General features: G+C 72.0%; 15 protein-coding genes. 9 read left to right on the top strand and 6 right to left on the bottom strand.

Annotation, left to right across the window (positions count from 1 at the left end):
* Window positions 1-18 precede the first annotated feature (18 nt).
* The 7 genes from ACIQJT_RS31750 to ACIQJT_RS31720 all read left to right on the top strand — a co-directional run bounded on the left by ACIQJT_RS31750 (window position 19) and on the right by ACIQJT_RS31720 (window position 8,106).
* A complete protein-coding gene (locus ACIQJT_RS31750) occupies window positions 19-699 on the top strand; it encodes a response regulator (protein WP_365456267.1) in 681 nt (226 codons plus the stop codon).
* Between the two features lie 165 nt (window positions 700-864).
* Window positions 865-3,591 (top strand): DNA translocase FtsK, encoded by a 2,727-nt coding sequence (locus ACIQJT_RS31745; protein WP_365456270.1) that lies wholly within the window; start codon window positions 865-867, stop codon window positions 3,589-3,591.
* A 245-nt stretch (window positions 3,592-3,836) separates the two neighbouring features.
* On the top strand, window positions 3,837-4,670 hold the full coding sequence (locus ACIQJT_RS31740; RefSeq protein ID WP_365456273.1) for a RodZ domain-containing protein: 834 nt from the start codon (window positions 3,837-3,839) through the stop codon (window positions 4,668-4,670).
* A gap of 92 nt (window positions 4,671-4,762) precedes the next feature.
* Complete coding sequence (gene rimO / locus ACIQJT_RS31735; protein WP_365456276.1) at window positions 4,763-6,256, top strand: 30S ribosomal protein S12 methylthiotransferase RimO; 1,494 nt, start codon at window positions 4,763-4,765, stop codon at window positions 6,254-6,256.
* The gene (pgsA, locus tag ACIQJT_RS31730) at window positions 6,253-7,074 is read left to right on the top strand and encodes a CDP-diacylglycerol--glycerol-3-phosphate 3-phosphatidyltransferase (RefSeq protein ID WP_365456279.1); all 822 of its coding nucleotides are present in this window, start codon (window positions 6,253-6,255) and stop codon (window positions 7,072-7,074) included. Before rimO ends, pgsA begins: the two co-directional genes overlap by 4 nt.
* On the top strand, window positions 7,071-7,616 hold the full coding sequence (locus ACIQJT_RS31725; protein WP_365456282.1) for a CinA family protein: 546 nt from the start codon (window positions 7,071-7,073) through the stop codon (window positions 7,614-7,616). Before pgsA ends, ACIQJT_RS31725 begins: the two co-directional genes overlap by 4 nt.
* A gap of 109 nt (window positions 7,617-7,725) precedes the next feature.
* Window positions 7,726-8,106, top strand: coding sequence for a helix-turn-helix domain-containing protein (locus ACIQJT_RS31720; RefSeq protein ID WP_007385114.1), 381 nt, complete (start codon window positions 7,726-7,728; stop codon window positions 8,104-8,106).
* Between the two features lie 516 nt (window positions 8,107-8,622).
* Here the strand turns inward: ACIQJT_RS31720 and ACIQJT_RS31715 are convergent.
* The 4 genes from ACIQJT_RS31715 to ACIQJT_RS31700 all read right to left on the bottom strand — a co-directional run bounded on the left by ACIQJT_RS31715 (window position 8,623) and on the right by ACIQJT_RS31700 (window position 16,768).
* Window positions 8,623-9,387 carry an SDR family NAD(P)-dependent oxidoreductase gene (locus tag ACIQJT_RS31715; protein WP_402649290.1) on the bottom strand — a complete coding sequence of 255 codons (765 nt, stop codon included), beginning with the start codon at window positions 9,385-9,387 and terminating at the stop codon, window positions 8,623-8,625.
* A gap of 32 nt (window positions 9,388-9,419) precedes the next feature.
* A complete protein-coding gene (locus ACIQJT_RS31710) occupies window positions 9,420-10,274 on the bottom strand; it encodes an Fpg/Nei family DNA glycosylase (RefSeq protein ID WP_402649289.1) in 855 nt (284 codons plus the stop codon).
* Between the two features lie 245 nt (window positions 10,275-10,519).
* On the bottom strand, window positions 10,520-15,475 hold the full coding sequence (locus tag ACIQJT_RS31705; RefSeq protein ID WP_402649288.1) for an ATP-dependent helicase: 4,956 nt from the start codon (window positions 15,473-15,475) through the stop codon (window positions 10,520-10,522).
* 375 nt (window positions 15,476-15,850) lie between these two features.
* The gene (locus ACIQJT_RS31700; RefSeq protein ID WP_402649287.1) at window positions 15,851-16,768 is read right to left on the bottom strand and encodes a hypothetical protein; all 918 of its coding nucleotides are present in this window, start codon (window positions 16,766-16,768) and stop codon (window positions 15,851-15,853) included.
* A gap of 80 nt (window positions 16,769-16,848) precedes the next feature.
* Between ACIQJT_RS31700 and ACIQJT_RS31695 the strand changes: the two genes are divergently transcribed.
* Both ACIQJT_RS31695 and ACIQJT_RS31690 read left to right on the top strand, forming a co-directional pair.
* The gene (locus ACIQJT_RS31695; protein ID WP_355734159.1) at window positions 16,849-17,043 is read left to right on the top strand and encodes a DUF3046 domain-containing protein; all 195 of its coding nucleotides are present in this window, start codon (window positions 16,849-16,851) and stop codon (window positions 17,041-17,043) included.
* Between the two features lie 123 nt (window positions 17,044-17,166).
* A complete protein-coding gene (locus tag ACIQJT_RS31690) occupies window positions 17,167-18,429 on the top strand; it encodes an AI-2E family transporter (protein ID WP_402649286.1) in 1,263 nt (420 codons plus the stop codon).
* Window positions 18,430-18,442: 13 nt separating this feature from the next.
* On the opposite strand, the gene ACIQJT_RS31685 is transcribed toward ACIQJT_RS31690, so the two are convergent.
* Both ACIQJT_RS31685 and ACIQJT_RS31680 read right to left on the bottom strand, forming a co-directional pair.
* Window positions 18,443-19,243 (bottom strand): hypothetical protein, encoded by an 801-nt coding sequence (locus ACIQJT_RS31685; protein ID WP_402649285.1) that lies wholly within the window; start codon window positions 19,241-19,243, stop codon window positions 18,443-18,445.
* Window positions 19,243-19,491: a hypothetical protein gene (locus ACIQJT_RS31680; RefSeq protein ID WP_402649284.1), complete on the bottom strand. Its 249-nt coding sequence runs from the start codon at window positions 19,489-19,491 to the stop codon at window positions 19,243-19,245. Before ACIQJT_RS31680 ends, ACIQJT_RS31685 begins: the two co-directional genes overlap by 1 nt.
* Window positions 19,492-19,647: the final 156 nt, after the last annotated feature.

Genomic DNA, 19,647 nt, shown 5'->3' with positions numbered 1-19,647 from the left:
GGGCGAGGAGGGCGGGCCATGGTGCAGAAGGCCAAGATCCTCCTGGTCGATGACCGGCCGGAGAATCTGCTGGCGCTGGAGGCCATCCTCTCCGCGCTCGATCAGACACTGGTGCGGGCATCGTCCGGGGAGGAAGCGCTCAAGGCGCTGCTCACGGACGACTTCGCGGTGATTCTGCTGGACGTCCAGATGCCTGGCATGGACGGCTTCGAGACCGCGGCGCACATCAAGCGGCGGGAGCGGACCCGGGACATCCCGATCATCTTCCTCACCGCCATCAACCACGGTCCGCACCACACCTTCCGGGGGTACGCGGCGGGTGCGGTGGACTACATCTCCAAGCCGTTCGACCCGTGGGTGCTGCGCGCCAAGGTCTCGGTTTTCGTCGAGCTCTACATGAAGAACTGCCAGCTCCGGGAGCAGGCGGCGCTGCTGCGGCTCCAGTTGGAGGGCGGCGGCAAGGCGGCGCTCGGGGACGCGAAGGAGCCGGCGGGACTGCTCGCCGAGTTGTCCGCGCGGCTCGCGGCGGTCGAGGAGCAGGCCGAGGCGCTCTCCAAGCAGCTGGACGACGAGTCCGCGGACGCGGCCGCGGTGGCCACCGCCGCCCATCTCGAACGCAAACTCACGGGGTTGCGGCGGGCACTGGACGCGCTGGAGCCGGGCACCGGGAGTTCCCCGTCGTTGCCCTCGCAGAACTGAGCGGAACCACTGCCGGACACCGGGCGGACCGGCGTGCGGCGCAAGTGATCCCGCCTTCCTCGTGGGTGAGCTCGCGTCAGCTCGTCACCTCTTCAGCAGCGACACGAACGGGTGAAGCAGTGGGCACACGTGTCCGCGGTCGTCTCCACCGGTAATCTCACACCCATGGCCTCACGTCCCTCCGCAGCCAAGAAGCAGCCCGCCAAGAAGGCTGCCGCTCCCGCGAAGGGTCCGGCGAAGAAGGCCGCTGCCAAGAGAGCACCGGCCAAGAAGGCGCCCGCCCGCAAGCCCGCGGCGAAGAAGGCCGTGCCGCCGAGGCCGGCGCCCAGCCCGACCGGTGGCCTCCTCCGCCTGATCCGCGCCCTCTGGCTCGGCGTCGCCCACGCCGTCGGCGCGGTGTTCCGCGGGATAGGGCAGGGCGCGAAGAACCTCGACCCCGCGCACCGGAAGGACGGCGTGGCACTCCTGCTCCTCGGCCTCGGCCTGATCGTGGCCGCCGGTACCTGGTCGAACCTGCGCGGCCCCGTCGGCGACCTCGTCGAGATCATCGTGACCGGCGCCTTCGGCCGGCTCGACCTGCTGGTGCCGATACTGCTCGCGGTCATCGCCGTACGGTTCATCCGGCACCCCGAGAAGCCCGAGGCCAACGGCCGGATCGTGATCGGGCTGTCCGCGCTCGTCATCGGCGTGCTCGGGCAGGTCCACATCGCGTGCGGCGCGCCCGCCCGCAGCGACGGCATGCAGGCCATAAGGGACGCCGGCGGCCTCATCGGCTGGGGAGCGGCGACCCCGCTGACGTACACCATGGGCGAGGTCCTCGCCGTACCGCTGCTCGTGCTGCTCACCGTCTTCGGGCTGCTCGTCGTCACGGCCACCCCGGTCAACGCCATTCCGCGACGGTTGCGGGAGCTCGGTGTGCGGCTCGGGATCCTGCCCGACCCGGTGGACGAGTTCGGCGAGGACGACGAGCGCTACGACGAGCAGTGGCGTGAGGCGCTGCCCGCGCGGGGACGCAAACGGGGTCCGGCGCCCGCGCCCGAGGCGTACGACCCCGACGGAGCGGAGCAGGAGGCCCTCTCGCAGCGCCGTGGGCGCCCCCGGCGGTCCGCTGTCCCGCAGCCCGCGATGGACCGGCAGATGGACGCCGTGGACATCGCCGCGGCCGCCGCGGCGGACCTGGACGGCGTCGTCATGCACGGCCTGCCGCCCTCGCCGCTGGTCGCCGACCTCACCCACGGCGTCAGCGTGGGCGACCGGGTGGAGACGACCCCCGTACCCACCCCGGTCCCGGCCGCGCGGCCCAAGCAGGAAGCGCGGCCCAAGCAGGACAAGCTCAAGGTCGAGGTCGCCGACCTCACCAAGCCCGCCCCCGAGGCTCCGAGCGAGATGCCCGCGCGCGCGGAGCAGCTCCAGCTGTCCGGCGACATCACCTACGCGCTGCCCTCCCTCGATCTCCTGGAGCGCGGCGGGCCCGGGAAGGCGCGCAGCGCGGCCAACGACGCCGTGGTCGCCTCGCTGACGACCGTCTTCACGGAGTTCAAGGTCGACGCCGCCGTCACCGGCTTCACGCGCGGGCCGACGGTCACGCGCTACGAGGTCGAGCTCGGCCCCGCCGTGAAGGTCGAGCGGATCACCGCGCTGGCCAAGAACATCGCGTACGCCGTCGCCAGCCCGGACGTGCGGATCATCAGCCCCATCCCCGGCAAGTCCGCGGTCGGCATCGAGATCCCCAACACCGACCGCGAGATGGTCAACCTCGGGGACGTGCTGCGGCTCGCGGCGGCCGCCGAGGACGAGCACCCCATGCTGGTCGCGCTCGGCAAGGACGTCGAGGGCGGCTACGTGATGGCCAACCTGGCGAAGATGCCGCACGTGCTCGTCGCCGGAGCCACCGGTTCCGGTAAGTCGTCGTGCATCAACTGCCTGATCACCTCCATCATGGTCCGCGCGACCCCCGAGGACGTGCGCATGGTCCTCGTCGACCCCAAGCGCGTGGAGCTGACGGCCTATGAGGGCATCCCGCACCTGATCACGCCGATCATCACCAACCCGAAGCGGGCCGCCGAGGCGCTCCAATGGGTCGTACGGGAGATGGACCTGCGCTACGACGACCTGGCGGCGTACGGGTTCCGGCACATCGACGACTTCAACGAGGCCATAAGGAACGGCAAGGTCAAACTGCCCGAGGGCAGTGAGCGCGAGCTCCAGCCGTACCCGTACCTGCTGGTGATCGTCGACGAGCTCGCCGACCTGATGATGGTGGCCCCGCGGGACGTCGAGGACGCGATCGTGCGGATCACGCAGCTCGCGCGCGCGGCCGGCATCCACCTGGTGCTCGCCACCCAGCGGCCGTCGGTGGACGTCGTCACCGGTCTGATCAAGGCGAACGTGCCCTCGCGGCTCGCCTTCGCCACCTCCTCGCTCGCCGACTCCCGGGTCATCCTCGACCAGCCGGGAGCGGAGAAGCTGATCGGCAAGGGTGACGGACTGTTCCTGCCGATGGGCGCCAACAAGCCCACCCGTATGCAGGGCGCCTTCGTGACCGAGGAAGAGGTCGCGGCGATCGTCCAGCACTGCAAGGACCAGATGGCGCCGGTCTTCCGGGACGACGTCGTCGTGGGCACCAAGCAGAAGAAGGAGATCGACGAGGAGATCGGCGACGACCTCGACCTGCTGTGCCAGGCGGCCGAGCTGGTCGTCTCCACGCAGTTCGGGTCGACCTCCATGCTCCAGCGCAAACTGCGGGTCGGGTTCGCGAAGGCGGGCCGGCTGATGGACCTGATGGAGTCCCGGGGCATCGTCGGACCCAGCGAGGGATCCAAGGCTCGTGACGTTCTTGTGAAGGCTGACGAGTTGGACGGAGTGCTCGCGGTGATCCGCGGGGAGGCTTAAAGGGAGCCCCGAGCGGGTGCGGCCACCGATGTTCGATCGTGACTCACCCGTAAGGGATCATCGAGCAACCGTTTCCCTTCGACGTACGTCAAGTTGAGGGAAGCGAAAAGTCGCTGCCCGACCATCGGCGTGTTCGGCCATTCCGATGGCGTACAAAGTCCCACCGCCCGGTTGCCCCACCCTTTCGCACCCCCCCTAGACTGAACCTCCAGCACAGGTGGCTTAAACGCTCGAAAGGCGCCCCCGTGTCCATCGGCAACTCCCCTGAAGACGAGCGTCCGTTCGAAGACGACCCGCAGGAAGCCCACCTCTCCGTCGGCCGCGCCCTGAAACAGGCGCGGATCGCGGCCGGGCTGACCGTCGACGACGTCAGCAACGCCACCAGGGTCCGCATCGCCATCGTGCACGCCATCGAGGCGGACGACTTCGCCCCCTGCGGTGGCGACGTGTACGCCCGGGGCCACATCCGGACCCTGGCCAAGGCCGTCCATCTGGATCCGGCCCCCCTTCTCGACCAGTACGCCGCCGATCACGGCGGCGGCCGTCCGGCCCCCACCCCGGCCGCCCCGCTGTTCGAGGCGGAGCGCATCCGTCCCGAGCGGCGCGGACCCAACTGGACCGCGGCCATGGTCGCCGCGATCGTCGCGGTGGTCGGCTTCGTCGGATTCACCGCCTTCAAGGGCGGCGACGACGGCGGGACCACACAGGTCGCCGACGGCACCACGCCCTCCACCAGCAAGTCCCCGACCCCCAAGGCCGACAAGACCAAGGACCCGAAGCCCACGCCGTCCGACAGCGCCATCGCGGCAGCACCGCAGGACAAGGTGACCGTGCAGGTCAGCGCCGACGACGGCAAGAGCTGGATCCTCGCCAAGGACCACAACGGCAGGACCCTCTTCGACGGACTGCTCAAGCAGGGCGACAGCAAGACCTTCCAGGACAGCGACAAGATCAACCTCGTCCTCGGCGACGCCGGCGCGATCCAGCTGTACGTGAACGGCAAGAAGATCGACGACGACTGGCAGCCGGGAGCCGTGGAGCGCCTGACCTACACCAAGGGCGACCCGCAGGTCGGCTAGGCAGCTGTTCGGTTTCCGTTTCGAAGGGGTTGGCCGGGATCGGCCAACCCCTTCGACGTGGGGTGTCAGCGGGACGAAGTAGTCTTGAGCCCATGCCTGAACGCCGTACCGTCGCACTTGTCACTCTTGGCTGCGCCCGCAACGAGGTGGACTCGGAGGAGCTCGCAGGCCGTTTGGAGGCGGACGGCTGGGATCTCGTGGAGGACGCCGCGGACGCGGACGTCGCCGTCGTCAACACCTGTGGCTTCGTCGAGGCCGCCAAGAAGGACTCCGTCGACGCCCTCCTGGAGGCCAACGACCTCAAGGGACACGGCAGAACCCAGGCCGTCGTGGCGGTGGGCTGCATGGCCGAGCGCTACGGCAAGGACCTCGCCGAGGCGCTGCCGGAAGCGGACGGAGTGCTCGGCTTCGACGACTACGCCGACATCTCCGACCGGCTCCAGACCATCCTCAGCGGGGGCATCCACGCCGCCCACACCCCGCGCGACCGGCGCAAGCTCCTGCCGATCAGCCCGGCCGCGAGGCAGGAGTCGGCGGCGTCCGTCGCGCTGCCGGGCCACGGTCCGGCCGAGGAGGCCGTTCCCGCCCCCGCAGACCTGCCGGAGGGCCTCGCCCCGGCCTCGGGCCCCCGCGCGCCCCTGCGGCGCCGTCTGGACGGCTCCCCGGTCGCCTCGGTGAAGCTCGCCTCCGGCTGCGACCGGCGCTGCTCCTTCTGCGCCATCCCGTCCTTCCGCGGCTCCTTCATCTCCCGCCGCCCCTCGGACGTCCTCAACGAGACGCGCTGGCTGGCCGAGCAGGGCGTCAAGGAGATCATGCTGGTCTCCGAGAACAACACGTCGTACGGCAAGGACCTCGGCGACATCCGGCTGCTGGAGTCCCTGCTGCCCGAGCTCGCCGAGGTGGACGGCCTCGAGCGTGTGCGCGTCAGCTACCTCCAGCCCGCCGAGATGCGGCCCGGCCTGATCGACGTGCTCACCTCCACGCCCAAGGTCGTGCCCTACTTCGACCTGTCCTTCCAGCACTCCGCGCCCGACGTGCTGCGCGCGATGCGCCGCTTCGGCGACACCGACCGCTTCCTGGAGCTCCTCGACACCATCCGCGGCAAGGCCCCCGAGGCCGGCGTGCGCTCCAACTTCATCGTGGGCTTCCCCGGCGAGACCGAGGCGGACCTGGCCGAGCTGGAGCGCTTCCTGAACGGCGCGCGACTGGACGCCATCGGTGTCTTCGGGTACTCCGACGAGGAGGGCACCGAAGCCGCGACGTACGCGAACAAGCTGGACGAGGAGGTCGTCGCCGAGCGGCTCGCGCGGGTCTCCCGGCTCGCCGAGGAGCTCGTCTCGCAGCGCGCCGAGGAGCGAGTCGGCGAGACCGTGCACGTCCTGGTCGAGTCCGTCGACGAGGAGGGCGTGTACGGCCGCGGCGCGCACCAGGCGCCGGAGACCGACGGCCAGGTGCTGCTCACGAGCGGCGAAGGCCTGAGTGTCGGTCGTATGGTCGAGGCGAAGGTGGTCGGGACGGAAGGTGTCGACCTGGTGGCCGAGCCGCTCGACGGCTCGCTCGGGTGTAGTGAGGAGGCGGGCAGATGACCGGAGTTCCGGCGTCCGCCGCGGGTGGCCCCTCCGCTGCGAAGGGCGGACCGGCGGCCGGGGTCCCGGGTGCCGCGTCCGGCGCGGCACCGAGCGCCCCCTCGGACGTGGTCTCCGGTACGGCTGCCGTCGTCCCCGGAGTGGGGATCGTCGCCGGAGCGGCTTCGGAGGCCGACGCCGACTCCGGGGCGAAGCCCGCGCGGGCGAAGATCGCGGCCGCGGCCGTCAACCAGGCCAGCGTCTGGAACATCGCCAATCTGCTGACCATGCTCCGGCTGGTCCTCGTGCCCGGCTTCGTCGCCCTGATGCTGGCCGACGGCGGGCACGACCCCGCGTGGCGGTCGTTCGCCTGGGCGGCCTTCTCGATCGCCATGATCACCGACCTGTTCGACGGGCATCTGGCGCGCACCTACAACCTCGTCACGGACTTCGGGAAGATCGCCGACCCCATCGCCGACAAGGCGATCATGGGGGCGGCGCTGATCTGTCTGTCCGGGCTCGGCGACCTGCCCTGGTGGGTGACGATCGTCATCCTCGGCAGGGAACTCGGGATCACCCTCCTGCGTTTCCTCGTCATCCGGTACGGCGTGATCCCGGCGAGCCGGGGCGGCAAGCTCAAGACCCTCAGCCAGGGGATCGCCGTGGGGATGTACATCCTGGCGCTCACGGGGTGGCTGGCCACCGCGAGGTTCTGGGTGATGGCCGTGGCGGTCGTGCTGACCGTCGCGACCGGGCTGGACTATGTGAGACAGGCCATTGTGCTGCGCAGACGGGGAATCGCCGAGCGCAAGGCGGCGTTGGAGGAGACGGAAGCGTGAATTCCTCAGCCGCCCAAGTGGTGCGACTACTCACCGTGAAGGGTCAGACGCTCGCGGTCGCCGAGTCGCTCACCGGCGGACTGGTTGCGGCGGAAATCACAGCGACCCCCGGCGCGTCCCGGGCGTTCCGGGGTTCGGTGACGGCCTACGCCACCGAGCTGAAGCGTGAGCTGCTGGGTGTCGACGCCACCCTGCTGGACCAGCGGGGTGCGGTGGATCCGCAGGTCGCGGCCCAGATGGCGGCCGGGGTGCGCAAGGCGCTCGGAGCCGACTGGGGCATCGCGACCACCGGAGTCGCGGGCCCCGAACCCCAGGACGGCAAGCCCGTCGGCACGGTTTTCGTGGCTGTCGAGGGGCCTCCCGCAGGCGCTTCCGAGGCAGCGGGTGGCGGGAAAGTGACCGCGCTGCGGTTGAACGGCGACCGCGCGGAAATTCGTATGGAGAGTGTACGGAGCGTACTCGCACTCCTCCTGGAGGAGCTCGCGAGCGAACAGACCGGAAATGAGCGGGCACAGGATACGGAACGGAACGGGGGGTTTTGATGTTTGCAGCCCTGAGTGAACACGACATCGCTCCCCGCACGGCCGCGGCGCAAGGCGGTACGGTGGGGCGTGAAGGATGCGGCTACGCGGTCCGAGGAGGGAGCCACCGATGATTCTGCTCCGTCGCCTGCTGGGTGACGTGCTGCGTCGGCAGCGCCAACGCCAGGGCCGTACTCTGCGCGAAGTCTCCTCCTCCGCCCGAGTCTCACTCGGCTATCTTTCCGAGGTGGAGCGGGGGCAGAAGGAGGCTTCCTCCGAACTGCTCTCCGCGATCTGCGACGCGCTGGACGTACGGATGTCCGAGCTCATGCGGGAAGTGAGCGACGAACTCGCCCTCGCCGAGCTGGCCCAGTCTGCTGCGGCCACCCCGAGCGAGCCCGTACCGGCGCCCGTGCGCCCGATGCTGGGTTCCGTGTCGGTGAAGGGTGTGCCACCGGAACGAGTGACCATCAAGGCGCCGAGCGAAGCGGTGGACGTCGTAGCGGCGTGACCTGCGCGCTCGGTATGCCGATGGCATGCCGAGAGGAAGTCTGCGAGGCCCCGGACGGGCTTCTCCAGTTGGTCTGGAGAGGCGCCGGTCGGGGTTTTCGTGCATCTTGGAGCGACGGCCGCGCCGTGCGTCCGTGTGCCCTTGGTGCGCCCTCCCCGCGGATCGGGCGGCCGTCTGGCGTCCGGGCTGGAGGTGGCTGCATGGCGGGACCGACAGTGGGCCGGAGTGTGGCTCTCGGGCTCGGGGCCTTGTGGTGGTGGGCGGTGGCACGACTGGTGCTGGCGCCGGGCGCCGGGGTGCTCGAAGGGGCGGTCGCGGCGGGCGGGTGGGGGCTGAGCCTGCTGCCGGTGCACTGTGTGCCGAAGGCGCGGGCCGCGGGCGCTGTGGCCGCGGGGCGCTGGGGTCAGGCGTGGCGGGCCGGGCGTCCTGCGGGGCCGGGGCGGCCTGGGAAGCCTCCGGGGTCCGGGCGGGCCGGCGGGGCCGGGGCGACGGGCGTGGAGGGCGTGGAGGCTGCGGTTACCAAGGCATCGCCACCCCGCCGTTCGGACGGAGGATCTGGCCCGTCGTGAAACACGAGGCGTCGGAGGCCAGGTAGAGCACGGCGTGGGCGACGTCCTCCGGTTCGCCCACGCGCCTCAGCGGCGACAAACGGGCCATGAGGGACTCGGTGTGCGCCTGGGCGTCCTCGTCGTGGCGGCGGGTCATGGGGGTGCGGATCCAGCCCGGCGCGACGGCGTTGACCCGGATGCCGTACCGGCCGACCTCGGTGGCCAGTGTCTTCGTGAGCTGTACGACGGCTGCCTTGGCCGCGCCGTAGCAGAGCAGGCCCGGGCCGCCCGTGTCCACGGCGCCGGAAGCCATCGTGACGATGCTGCCCCTCGTCCCGCGGTCGAGCATCAGACGGGCCGCCTCCTGGCAGGCGTGGAGCACGCCCTTGAAGTTGACGTTCAGGACCCGGTCCAGGTCCTCGTCCCGAGTCTCCAGTACGGGGCTGCTGTGCATGATCCCGGCGACGGCGGCCAGCACGTCCAGGTGCTCGCAGGACGAGACGGCCCGGTGGAGCTGTTCGCGGTCGGTGACGTCGAGGGGATGGGTGTGCGCGGTGCCGCCGGCGTCCTTGATCAGGGACGCCGTCCCGTCGAGCCCTGGCGCGTCGAGATCGGCGCAGTGGACGGTGGCGCCCGCCTCGGCGAGCAGGACGGCGGTCGCGCGGCCGATGCCGCCGGCGGCGCCGGTGACGAACGCGGTGCGTCCGGTGAGGTCGTACGCGCTGACGGCCATGAGGCGACGGTACGAGCGTTTCTGACGAACCGTCAATTGTCTGTGCGCCGGGATGTTCTGGAGTGTGGTCCGCCCGGTGTCCTGGGCCGCGGGGCGGGTGTCGGGCCGGTCTGGCAGGTCGGACACCAGTACGTGGGGCGCTCGCGGGAGCCGTCGCCCTGGTCGGCGACGCGGAGGGAGGTGCGGCAGCGGAGACAGGGGCGGGGCGCGCGGCCGTAGACGAACAGGTCCGGGCCGCGGCGGCCGGTCGTGTTGCGGACCGGGCGGTCACGGTTGGCCTCCAGGAGTCTCTTGGCGAGCACGGGAAGCTGGGCGGCGCGGTCTGCGGGGAGCGCGCCGACGGGCAGCCAGGGGGTGACACCGAGCAGGAAGCAGATCTCGCTCTTGAAGACATTGCCGACGCCGGCGAGATTGCGCTGGTCGAGGAGGGCCTCACCGAGAGGGCGGGCGGGGTCCTGGAGAAGGTTGGCGAGGGCGCGCTCGGGGTCCCAGTCCGGGCCGAGGAGGTCGGGGCCGAGGTGGCCGACGGCCTTGTGCTCGTCCGCGGTGCGGAGCAGTTCGAGGACGGGGAGGCGGTAGCCGACGGCGGTGAGGTCGGTGTTGGCGAGGATCGCGCGGATCTGGTGGGTGGGGCCGCCGTTCCAGCGCTGGTCGTCCGCGTAGATCCTCCAGGAGCCGTCCATGCGGAGGTGGGAGTGGAGGGTCAGACCGCCTTCGACGCGGGTGAGGAGGTGTTTGCCGCGGGCGGTGACGTCGAGGACCCTGCGGCCCGTGAGGTCGGCTGTGGCGAATCTCGGCACCCTCAGGTCGCTGCGGGTCAGCACCTTGCCCGCGAGGGCGCTGTCGAGGCGCTTCGCGGCTTGCCAGACGGTGTCTCCTTCGGGCATGGCTCCAGGGTGTCATGGGGGGTGGGGGAGGGGGGTGCGGCGGGGCGTGAGGTGGTCGTCGCTCGGCCTCGGATCGGCCTTCGGCGGGGGCCCACCGCACCACGGGTGCGGGTGGGGGCGCCGGTACGGGTGTAGGTGGGGTGCTCGGGCGGGTGTGGGCGGGGCGGCGCAGGTGCGCCGCGGGTGGGGGTGCGCCGCGGGTGGGGGTGTCGAGGGGCGGGGTGGGGGTTCGCGTGGTGTGGGAGTCAGGCGCGTAGGCGCAGGCCCCTCGGGGTGGCGATGAAGCCTGCCGATTCCAGGAGGGTGCCCAGGGGGGAGGTCAGGGCGGAGGTGCCGTTGATGCGTTCCACCGTGACCGTGCCCAGGGAGCCGGCCTTGGCGGCTGCTGCGAGGGCTTCGGCTGCCGGGCGCAGTCGAGGGTCGTCGGTGGGGGTGGCCTCCGTGGTGGAGGGCCAGGCCAGGAGGGTCTTGCCGCCGCGCTCCATGTAGAGCGTGAGCTCGCCGTCCACGAGGATCACGAGGGAGCCCGCCTTGCGGCCCGGCTTGTGGCCCGCCTCGGTCGGGGGATCGGGCCAGGGGAGGGCGGCGCCGTAGGCGTTGGCGGGGTCGGCGGCGGCTAGGACCACGGCTCGGGAGGCGTCGGAGGCGGTCTGCCTGCGGTTGCCGAAGCCGGAGCCGTACGAGGGGTTGGCTTGCCAGTGCTGGGGGGTGGGCTGGGGCGGGTAGTCGCGCGGTGAGACGTACTCGTCGCGGGAGGCCGGTGAGGCCGGGGAAGCGGGGCGTGAGGGGTCGGCAGTGGGGTTCGGGCCGGGACCGTCGGGGGTGTCGAAGGCGCGGGTCCAGTCCCAGTCCTCGGCTGCGGGGGCGTCCTGCGTGGCGCCGGGGGACGCCCAGGGGGTGTCGGGTGACGGGTCCGCGTCCCAGGTGCCGGCAGCGCCGGTCTCGGGCAGCGGCTCGCCGCGGTCGCGGGCGTTGGACACCGCGCGGAGGCGGTCGACCGCGCCGTCCATGGCGAACTGGGCGGCGCCGAGTCCCTCCACGACATAGCCGCGGCGGGCCTGGCCGCTGTCCTCGAAGGCGGAGAGGATGCGGTACGTCGCCGAGAAGCCGCCCTCCACGCCCTCCGCCGACACGGCTCCCCGGGTGACCACTCCGTGCCGGTCGAGAAGGGTGCGGGCCAGGGCGTGAGCGCGCACGGTCGGGTCGGCCTCGCGCGGCGGGAGCAGGGACCAGCGGCCGGCCACGGTCGGCGGTCCGGTACGCGAGGCCGTCCGGGCGGACGCGGTGAGGGAGCCGTAGCGGCCGCGGGGGATCGTGCGTTTGGCGCGATGGGCGGTGGAACCGGCGGTGCGGCCGGAGCCCAGCAGGGAACGCATCGGAGTGAGGGTGTCGTTGGTGAGCCGCCCGGACCAGGCCAGGTCCCACAACGCGTCGGCCAGTTGGGGGTCGGTGGCGTCCGGGTGGGTGGTGGCGCGGACCTGGTCGGCGATCTGGCGGAAGAACAGGCCGTAACCGCCGGTCAATGCGTCCAGGACGGACTGGTGGAGGGCCGTCAGCTCCAGGGGATGGGGCGGGGGCAGGAGCAGGGGTGCCGCGTCCGCCAGGTAGAGGGAGACCCAGCCGTCCTTGCCCGGGAGCGCACCCGCTCCGGCCCACACGACCTCTCCGGCGGCGGTCAGCTCGTCGAGCATGGCCGGGGCGTAGTTCGTGACGCGGGACGGCAGGACGAGTTTCTCCAGGGCGGAGGCGGGCACGGAGGCGCCCTGCAACTGCTCCACGGCACGCACCAGTCCGTCGATGCCGCGCAGGGAGTGGCCCTTGCCGATGTGCTGCCACTGCGGGAGGAACTGGGCCAGGGCCGGTGGCGGCACCGGTTCGAGCTCGTGGCGCAGGGCGGCCAGGGAACGGCGGCGCAGACGGCGCAGCACGGTCGCGTCGCACCACTCCTGGCCGATGCCCGCCGGGTGGAACTCTCCCTGCACGACCCGTCCGCTCGCGGCCAGCCGCTGCAGGGCGCCCTCGGTGACCGCCGTGCCCAGGCCGAAGCGGGCGGCGGCCGTCGCCGAGGTGAAGGGGCCGTGGGTGCGGGCGTAGCGCGCGAGGAGGTCGCCCAGAGGGTCCTTGACCGGTTCGGTGAAGGCCTCCGGGACCCCGACCGGCAGCGCGGTGCCGAGAGCGTCCCGCAGGCGGCCCGCGTCCTCGATCGCCGCCCAGTGGTCGGCGCCGGCGACCCGGACCTTGATCGTGCGGCGGGCTCCGGCGAGCTCCTGCGCCCAGTGCGGCTCGGCGCCCCGCTCGGCCAGCTCGGCGTCGGTGAGCGGGCCGAGGACGCGGAGGATGTCCGCGACGCCCTCGGCGTCCTTCACCCGGCGGTCCTCGGTGAGCCACTGGAGCTCCCGCTCCAGCTCGGTCAGGACCTCCGCGTCGAGCAGCTCCCGCAGCTCCGCCTGGCCCAGCAGCTCGGCCAGCAGACGCGAGTCCAGCGAGAGGGCCGCCGCCCGGCGCTCGGCGAGGGGCGAGTCGCCCTCGTACAGGAACTGGGCGACGTAGCCGAAGAGGAGGGACCGGGCGAAGGGGGACGGCTCGGGGGTGGTGACCTCGACCAGGCGGACCCTGCGGGACTCCAGATCGCCCATCAGCTCGACGAGACCGGGCACGTCGAAGACGTCCTGGAGGCACTCGCGGACCGCCTCCAGGACGATCGGGAACGAACCGAACTCGCTCGCCACCTGGAGCAGTTGGGAGGCACGCTGGCGCTGCTGCCACAGCGGGGTGCGCTTGCCGGGATTGCGACGCGGCAGCAGGAGCGCCCGGGCGGCGCATTCGCGGAAGCGGGAGGCGAACAGGGCCGAGCCGCCGACCTGGTCGGTGACGACCTGGTCGACCTCGCCCTTGTCGAAGACGACGTCCGCGGCGCCCACCGGAGCCTTCTCGGCGTCGTACTCCGTGCCGGTCCTGTCGGGTTCCCGGTCGAGGAGGTCCAGGCTCATCAGATCGGCGTCGGGCAGCCGCAGGACGATGCCGTCGTCGGCGTGCATGACCTGGGCGTCCATGCCGTAGCGCTCGGAGAGCTTGGCGCCGAGGGCGAGGGCCCAGGGGGCGTGGACCTGGGCGCCGAAGGGGGAGTGGACGACGACCCGCCAGTCGCCGAGTTCGTCCCGGAAGCGCTCCACGACGATGGTCCGGTCGTCCGGGACGTGGCCGCAGGCCTCGCGCTGTTCGTCCAGGTAGGACAGCACGTTGTCCGCCGCCCACGCGTCCAGGCCCGCGGTGAGCAGGCGCAGGCGGGCGTCCTCCTTGGACAGGGAGCCGACCTCGCGGAGGAACGCGCCCACCGCGCGGCCCAGTTCGAGGGGGCGGCCGAGCTGGTCGCCCTTCCAGAAGGGGAGCCTGCCGGGGACGCCCGGGGCGGGGGAGACCAGGACGCGGTCGCGGGTGATGTCCTCGATGCGCCAGGAGCTGGTGCCGAGCGTGAAGACGTCCCCGACGCGGGACTCGTAGACCATCTCCTCGTCGAGCTCGCCGACCCTCCCGCCGCCCTTCTTGGGGTCGGAGCCGGCGAGGAAGACGCCGAAGAGGCCGCGGTCGGGGATGGTGCCGCCGGAGGTGACGGCGAGCCGCTGGGCGCCCGGGCGGCCGGTGATCGTGCCGGCGATGCGGTCCCACACCACGCGCGGGCGCAGTTCGGCGAAGGCGTCGGAGGGGTAGCGGCCCGCGAGCATGTCGAGGACGGCGGTGAAGGCGGACTCGGGGAGGGAGGCGAAGGGGGCCGCCCTGCGGACCGTGGCGAGGAGGTCGTCGAGCTGCCAGGTGTCCATCGAGGTCATCGCGACGATCTGCTGGGCGAGGACGTCCAGGGGGTTCGCGGGGACCTTGAGGGACTCGATGGAACCGGTCCGCATGCGTTCCGTGACGACCGCCGCCTGGACCAGGTCGCCCCGGTACTTCGGGAAGACCACGCCGGTGGAGACCGCGCCGACCTGGTGGCCCGCGCGGCCGACCCGTTGCAGCCCGGAGGCGACGGAGGGCGGCGACTCGACCTGGATCACCAGGTCCACCGCGCCCATGTCGATGCCGAGTTCGAGGCTGGACGTCGCCACCACGGCCGGAAGGCGGCCCGCCTTGAGGTCCTCCTCGACCAGGGCGCGCTGTTCCTTTGAGACCGACCCGTGGTGGGCCCGGGCGATGACCGGGGGGGCACCCTGGGCCGCGCCCGAGCCGCCCATGAGCTCGGCCGGGGCGTGGTGTTCGTCCAGGGGCTCGCCGGTGGCCCGCTCGTAGGCGATCTCGTTGAGACGGTTGCAGAGGCGTTCCGCGAGGCGGCGGGAGTTGGCGAAGACGATCGTGGAGCGGTGGGACTGGACGAGGTCGGTGATCCGCTCCTCCACGTGGGGCCAGATGGAGGGCCGCTCCGCACCTTCGTTGCCCTCGGCGACCGGTGAGCCGCCGAGCTCGCCCAGGTCCTCCACCGGGACCACGACCGAGAGGTCGAACTCCTTGCCGGACTTCGGCTGAACGATCTCCACCTTGCGCTGCGGCGACAGGTAGCGGGCGATCTCGTCCACCGGGCGGACCGTGGCGGAGAGCCCGATGCGGCGGGCCGGTTTCGGGAGGAGCTGGTCCAGGCGCTCCAGGGAGAGGGCCAGGTGGGCGCCGCGCTTGGTCCCGGCCACGGCGTGCACCTCGTCGAGGATCACTGTCTCGATGCCCGTCAGCGCGTCTCGGGTCGCCGACGTCAGCATCAGGAACAGGGACTCCGGGGTGGTGATCAGGATGTCCGGGGGGCGGGTGGAAAGAGCCCGGCGTTCGGCCGGAGGGGTGTCGCCGGAGCGGATGCCCACCTTGACCTCGGGCTCGGGGAGGCCCAGGCGGACGGATTCCTGACGGATGCCGGTCAGAGGGCTGCGGAGGTTGCGCTCCACGTCGACGGCGAGGGCCTTGAGGGGGGAGACGTACAGCACCCGGCAGCGCTTCTTCGGGTCCGCGGGCGGGGGAGTGGAGGCCAGCTGGTCCAGGGCGGCGAGGAAGGCGGCCAGGGTCTTGCCGGAGCCGGTGGGGGCGACGACGAGCACGTCCGAGCCCTCCGCGATGGCCTGCCACGCGCCGGCCTGGGCGGTGGTGGGCGCGTCGAACGCACCCGTGAACCAGCCGCGGGTGGCGGGGGAGAAGCCGTTCAGGGCTCGGTGTGCGGAGCTGACCATGCGTCCATCCTGCACCCGGGGACTGACAACGGGTTGCCTCCGGCGGTGGGGCGGGTGGGTTGTCGGCTGGGTGCGGGTGCGGGTGCGGGTGCGGGTGCGGGTGCGGGTGCGGGTGCGGGTGCGGTGGGGGCGGGCGTTTTGCGCAGTTCCCCGCGCCCCTGAAATGCCTGCGGCGGCCCGTCGCTGTCCGGTGGGGGTTCGTGTAGCGCGTGCGGTTAGGTGAGTGGGTCGGTGCCGGGGTGGGGGGTGTCCGTCCTCGGTCCGGCGGCTCGGTCGCTGATTCAGGGCTCGGTAACGGACGCCGGCCGCTGCGGGCGGGCACCCCCCACCCCGGCCCCTTGCCGCCGTACGCGGCTACCGGTCCGTCGTGGGGGTTCAGCCCACTTCGCGGCCGTGGGCGCGGAGGGTCTGCAGGGCTCTGATGGTTGCCAGGGGGCGGGCCTCCAGGGCGGTGGTGGGGGCCCACGGGTGGCCGTGGGTCGGCCAGCCGCCGTCCTCCTGCTGTTCGGCCGCGAGGAAGTCCAGGGAACGGGACATCTCGTCGTCCGTGAACCACGCGCGCGCGAGCGAGTCCGGTGTCCTCGCGTAGTCGTGCGGGAAGTGGTGCGCGCCCGGGGCCGGGTTCGAGGGGTCCAGCGCGGCCAGACGCTGCTCGCGCACCAGGCGGCCCAGACGGTCGGCGGTCGCCTGCGCGCGCGGGCGGTCGGGGGCGGAGTCCAGGAAGGTCAGGGCGGCCTGGATCTCGTCCGGGTGGGACACCTGGAGGGACTCGACGGCCTGCCAGCAGAAGTCCGTGGCCCGGAACAGCCACGCGTGCCACACCTCGTTGCGGTGCAGCAGACCGACCACAGGACCGGTGGTGAGCAGTTCGCCGGGCGGGGCGTCCAGGACCTTCATGAAGGGGGCGGTGGGATAGCCGCGCTGGGCCGGAGTGACGGCTGGAAGGGCGCCCTCCGGGGTGGACACCGAGGTGAGATAGCGGCACACGCGCTCCACACGCTGTCCGCCGCAGCGGCCGACGGCGTCCAGAACCCGCAGGGCGTGAGCGGTGTGCAGGGGCTGGCTGACCGGGCCGCGCAGATCGGGGTCCAGTGCGTGGCCGTACCCGCCGTCCGCGTTGCGGTAGGCGTCCAGGGCCGTCTCCACCGGGTCGGGGCCGCCATTGAGGAAGAGGTACGCGAACAGACGCTGTTCCAGCACACGCGCGGTGAGCCAGACGAAGTGCTCGGCGCGGAAGAGCGGGGAGTGCGCCGGTGGCGTCTGGGGGAGTGGGGAAGCTCCTGTTTCGGGCATGCGTCAGACCGTAGGGCGGAAAGCGGTCTCGGCAAGCGGTCCCGGGCGAGGCCCACCCTCAGGGGCGGGATACTGGAGTCATGCGGTTGACGGTCTTCTGGCAGCGGATGGCGGAACACTTCGGTCCGGGGTACGCCGACACCTTCGCGCGCGATCATGTGATGACGGAGCTCGGCGGACGCACGGTGCACGAGGCGCTGGACGCGGGCTGGGACGCCAAGGACGTGTGGCGCGTGGTCTGCACCGTGATGAACGTTCCGGGCGAGCGGCACTGAGACCGCGTGGACGTCCCGGGCGAACTGCCGGGCGGGCGTGAAGATCTTACGAAAGTGGCACCGACCGGTCACGAAGATCGCAGGACGGCAGCCATTGTCGGTGGCGTGGGCGAGACTTGCTCCGTGGCACCCACTGACGAGTCCGGGCAGGCAGCCCAGCACGCATCTCCGCTCGGCACGACGCCCCCCGCCCGGCCCCCGGCCGACGGCCCCGGGCCGAACGCCCGCATGCCGCGCTGGCTACCGCGTGCCATGGTGCTCGCGCTCGCCCTCATCGCCGTTTTCCAGCTCGGCAGTTGGGCCTTCCACCAGCTCATCGGCCTGCTGATCAACATCCTCATCGCGTTCTTCCTGGCCCTGGCCATCGAACCCGCGGTGAGCAAAATGGCCGCGCGGGGCATGCGCAGGGGGCTCGCCACCTTCCTCGTCTTCTTCGGCGTGCTGATCGTGACCGCCGGCTTCGTCACGCTGCTGGGGTCGATGCTCGCGGGTCAGATCATCAAGATCGTCGAGGACTTCCCCGACTACCTCGACTCCGTCATCGCCTGGATCAACGGGCACTTCCACACCGAGCTGAAGCGGGTGGACGTCCAGGAGGGGCTGCTGCGCTCCGACTGGCTGCGCAACTACGTGCAGAACAGCGCCACCGGCGTCCTGGACGTCTCCGCCCAGGTCCTCGGCGGGCTCTTCCAGCTCCTGACGATCGCGCTGTTCTCGTTCTACTTCGCGGCGGACGGCCCCCGGCTGCGGCGCACGATCTGCTCCGTCCTGCCGCCCGCCCGCCAGGCCGAGGTGCTGCGCGCGTGGGAGCTCGCCGTGGACAAGACCGGCGGCTACATCTACTCGCGCGGTCTGATGGCGCTCGTCTCCGGGGTCGCGCACTTCATCCTGCTCCAGGCCCTCGACGTGCCGTACGCGCCCGTGCTCGCCGTGTGGGTCGGCCTGGTCTCGCAGTTCATCCCGACCATCGGCACCTATCTCGCGGGCGCCCTGCCCATGCTGATCGCCTTCACTGTCGACCCCTGGTACGCGCTGTGGGTGCTGGTCTTCGTGGTGATCTACCAGCAGTTCGAGAACTACGTGCTCCAGCCCAAGCTGACCTCGAAGACCGTCGACATCCACCCCGCCGTCGCCTTCGGCTCGGTCATCGCGGGCACCGCCCTCCTGGGCGCGGTCGGTGCCCTGATCGCCATTCCGGCGGTCGCCACGCTCCAGGCGTTCCTCGGCGCGTACGTGAAGCGGTACGCCGTCACCGACGACCCTCGGGTCCACGGGCACCGGAAGCGGGGCGAGGGGCCCTCACCGGTCACGCGCGTGCGTGCGCTGTGGGAGCGGCGGCGGCCGGAGACACGGCACGACACCACCGACGGCGACGGCTCGTCCTGAGGCCCCGCCGGGTTCAGCGGGCGAGGGCGGCCCACACTCCGGCGCCGATGACGGCCGTGACGTAGGAGCCGATCGCCGCGTACAGGATCCGTCGCCGCAGGGGTTCGCCCCAGGACGTCCGCGACAGCAGCCAGGCCAGTGCGGGCAGGACCAGGACGGCGTGCAGGCTCACGCCGTGCAGCGGCTCGAGCGGGGCGGTCGAGTGGTAGGCCGCCTCCTGGTGGCCGGTACGGGTGAGGACGACACCGCGCGCGATCATCGCGGCCCCCGAGGCGAGCGCGACCAGCAGGATCGCGAACCCCGACCGCACCGCGAGGTCCATGCCCGCCGGGCCCGAGGGCGGGTGGCGGAACGAGGCGACCGCGAACACCGTCAGCAGCACCACCAGGACGCCGCCGCCCACCGCGAGCGTCATGGACACCGCCGTGTCGAAGGGTGTCTCCATGTCGAGGTGCGAGGGCACCCCGCGCCACGCCTGGAGGGTGATGCCGCCCACCTCCACCACGCAGTCCACCGCGAACACCGCGAGGAGCAGGGCTCGTGACCGCGGGCCGACCCGCAGGTACGACGTGACCCAGGCGACCGCGATCAGGGTCACCCCGAAGGACACCCCGAACGTCACCGGCTTGCGCCAGGAGACCGGCCCGTCCCAGGGGCCGCCGTCCACGGCGAAAACCACCAGGTGCGCGAGCCCCGAGAGGACCAGGAGGAGGCCGGTCGCGTGACAGAGGCGCTCCACGCGGCCGGCGACGGCGGCATGCGGTGCCGACGTCCGGTCCGGCACCGCGGAAGCACTCGTCAGGGTCGGTTCCATCAGGCCCGCGCCGCCTTCCGGGCCAGGCGGGCCGCGGCTCCGGCGATCACCAGGGCGGTGAGGGCGACGGTTGAGGCGGTGACCACGGTGTCCCCCGAGGAGAGACGGCCGCCGGTGTCCGGGGTCAGAACCGCGGCCGGCAGGAGGAGCGCGGACAGGGTTGCGATCAGGGCGGGGGGACGCGCCGTCCCGCCGGGGTGCCGGTGGGCGGCCGGGATCGCTTCCCGGGTGCTCGTCGAGGTCTCCATGGCACAAGGCTCGTGTGAACGGCCCGTCCGGTCGTCGTACCGCCGAAGGCACCTGAAGTACGCCGTGGGAAGTAGCCGGAGGAGGGGGGAGGAGCGGAGGAGCAGCCCGCCGGAGAGGGGGCGGAGGAAGTGTCCCGGGTGCCGCGTGGTGCGCTT

Origin of the sequence: Streptomyces sp. NPDC091972 (assembly GCF_044756385.1) — a bacterium.
Lineage (GTDB): Bacteria > Actinomycetota > Actinomycetes > Streptomycetales > Streptomycetaceae > Streptomyces.
This window is presented reverse-complemented; position numbering and strand designations above follow the sequence as displayed.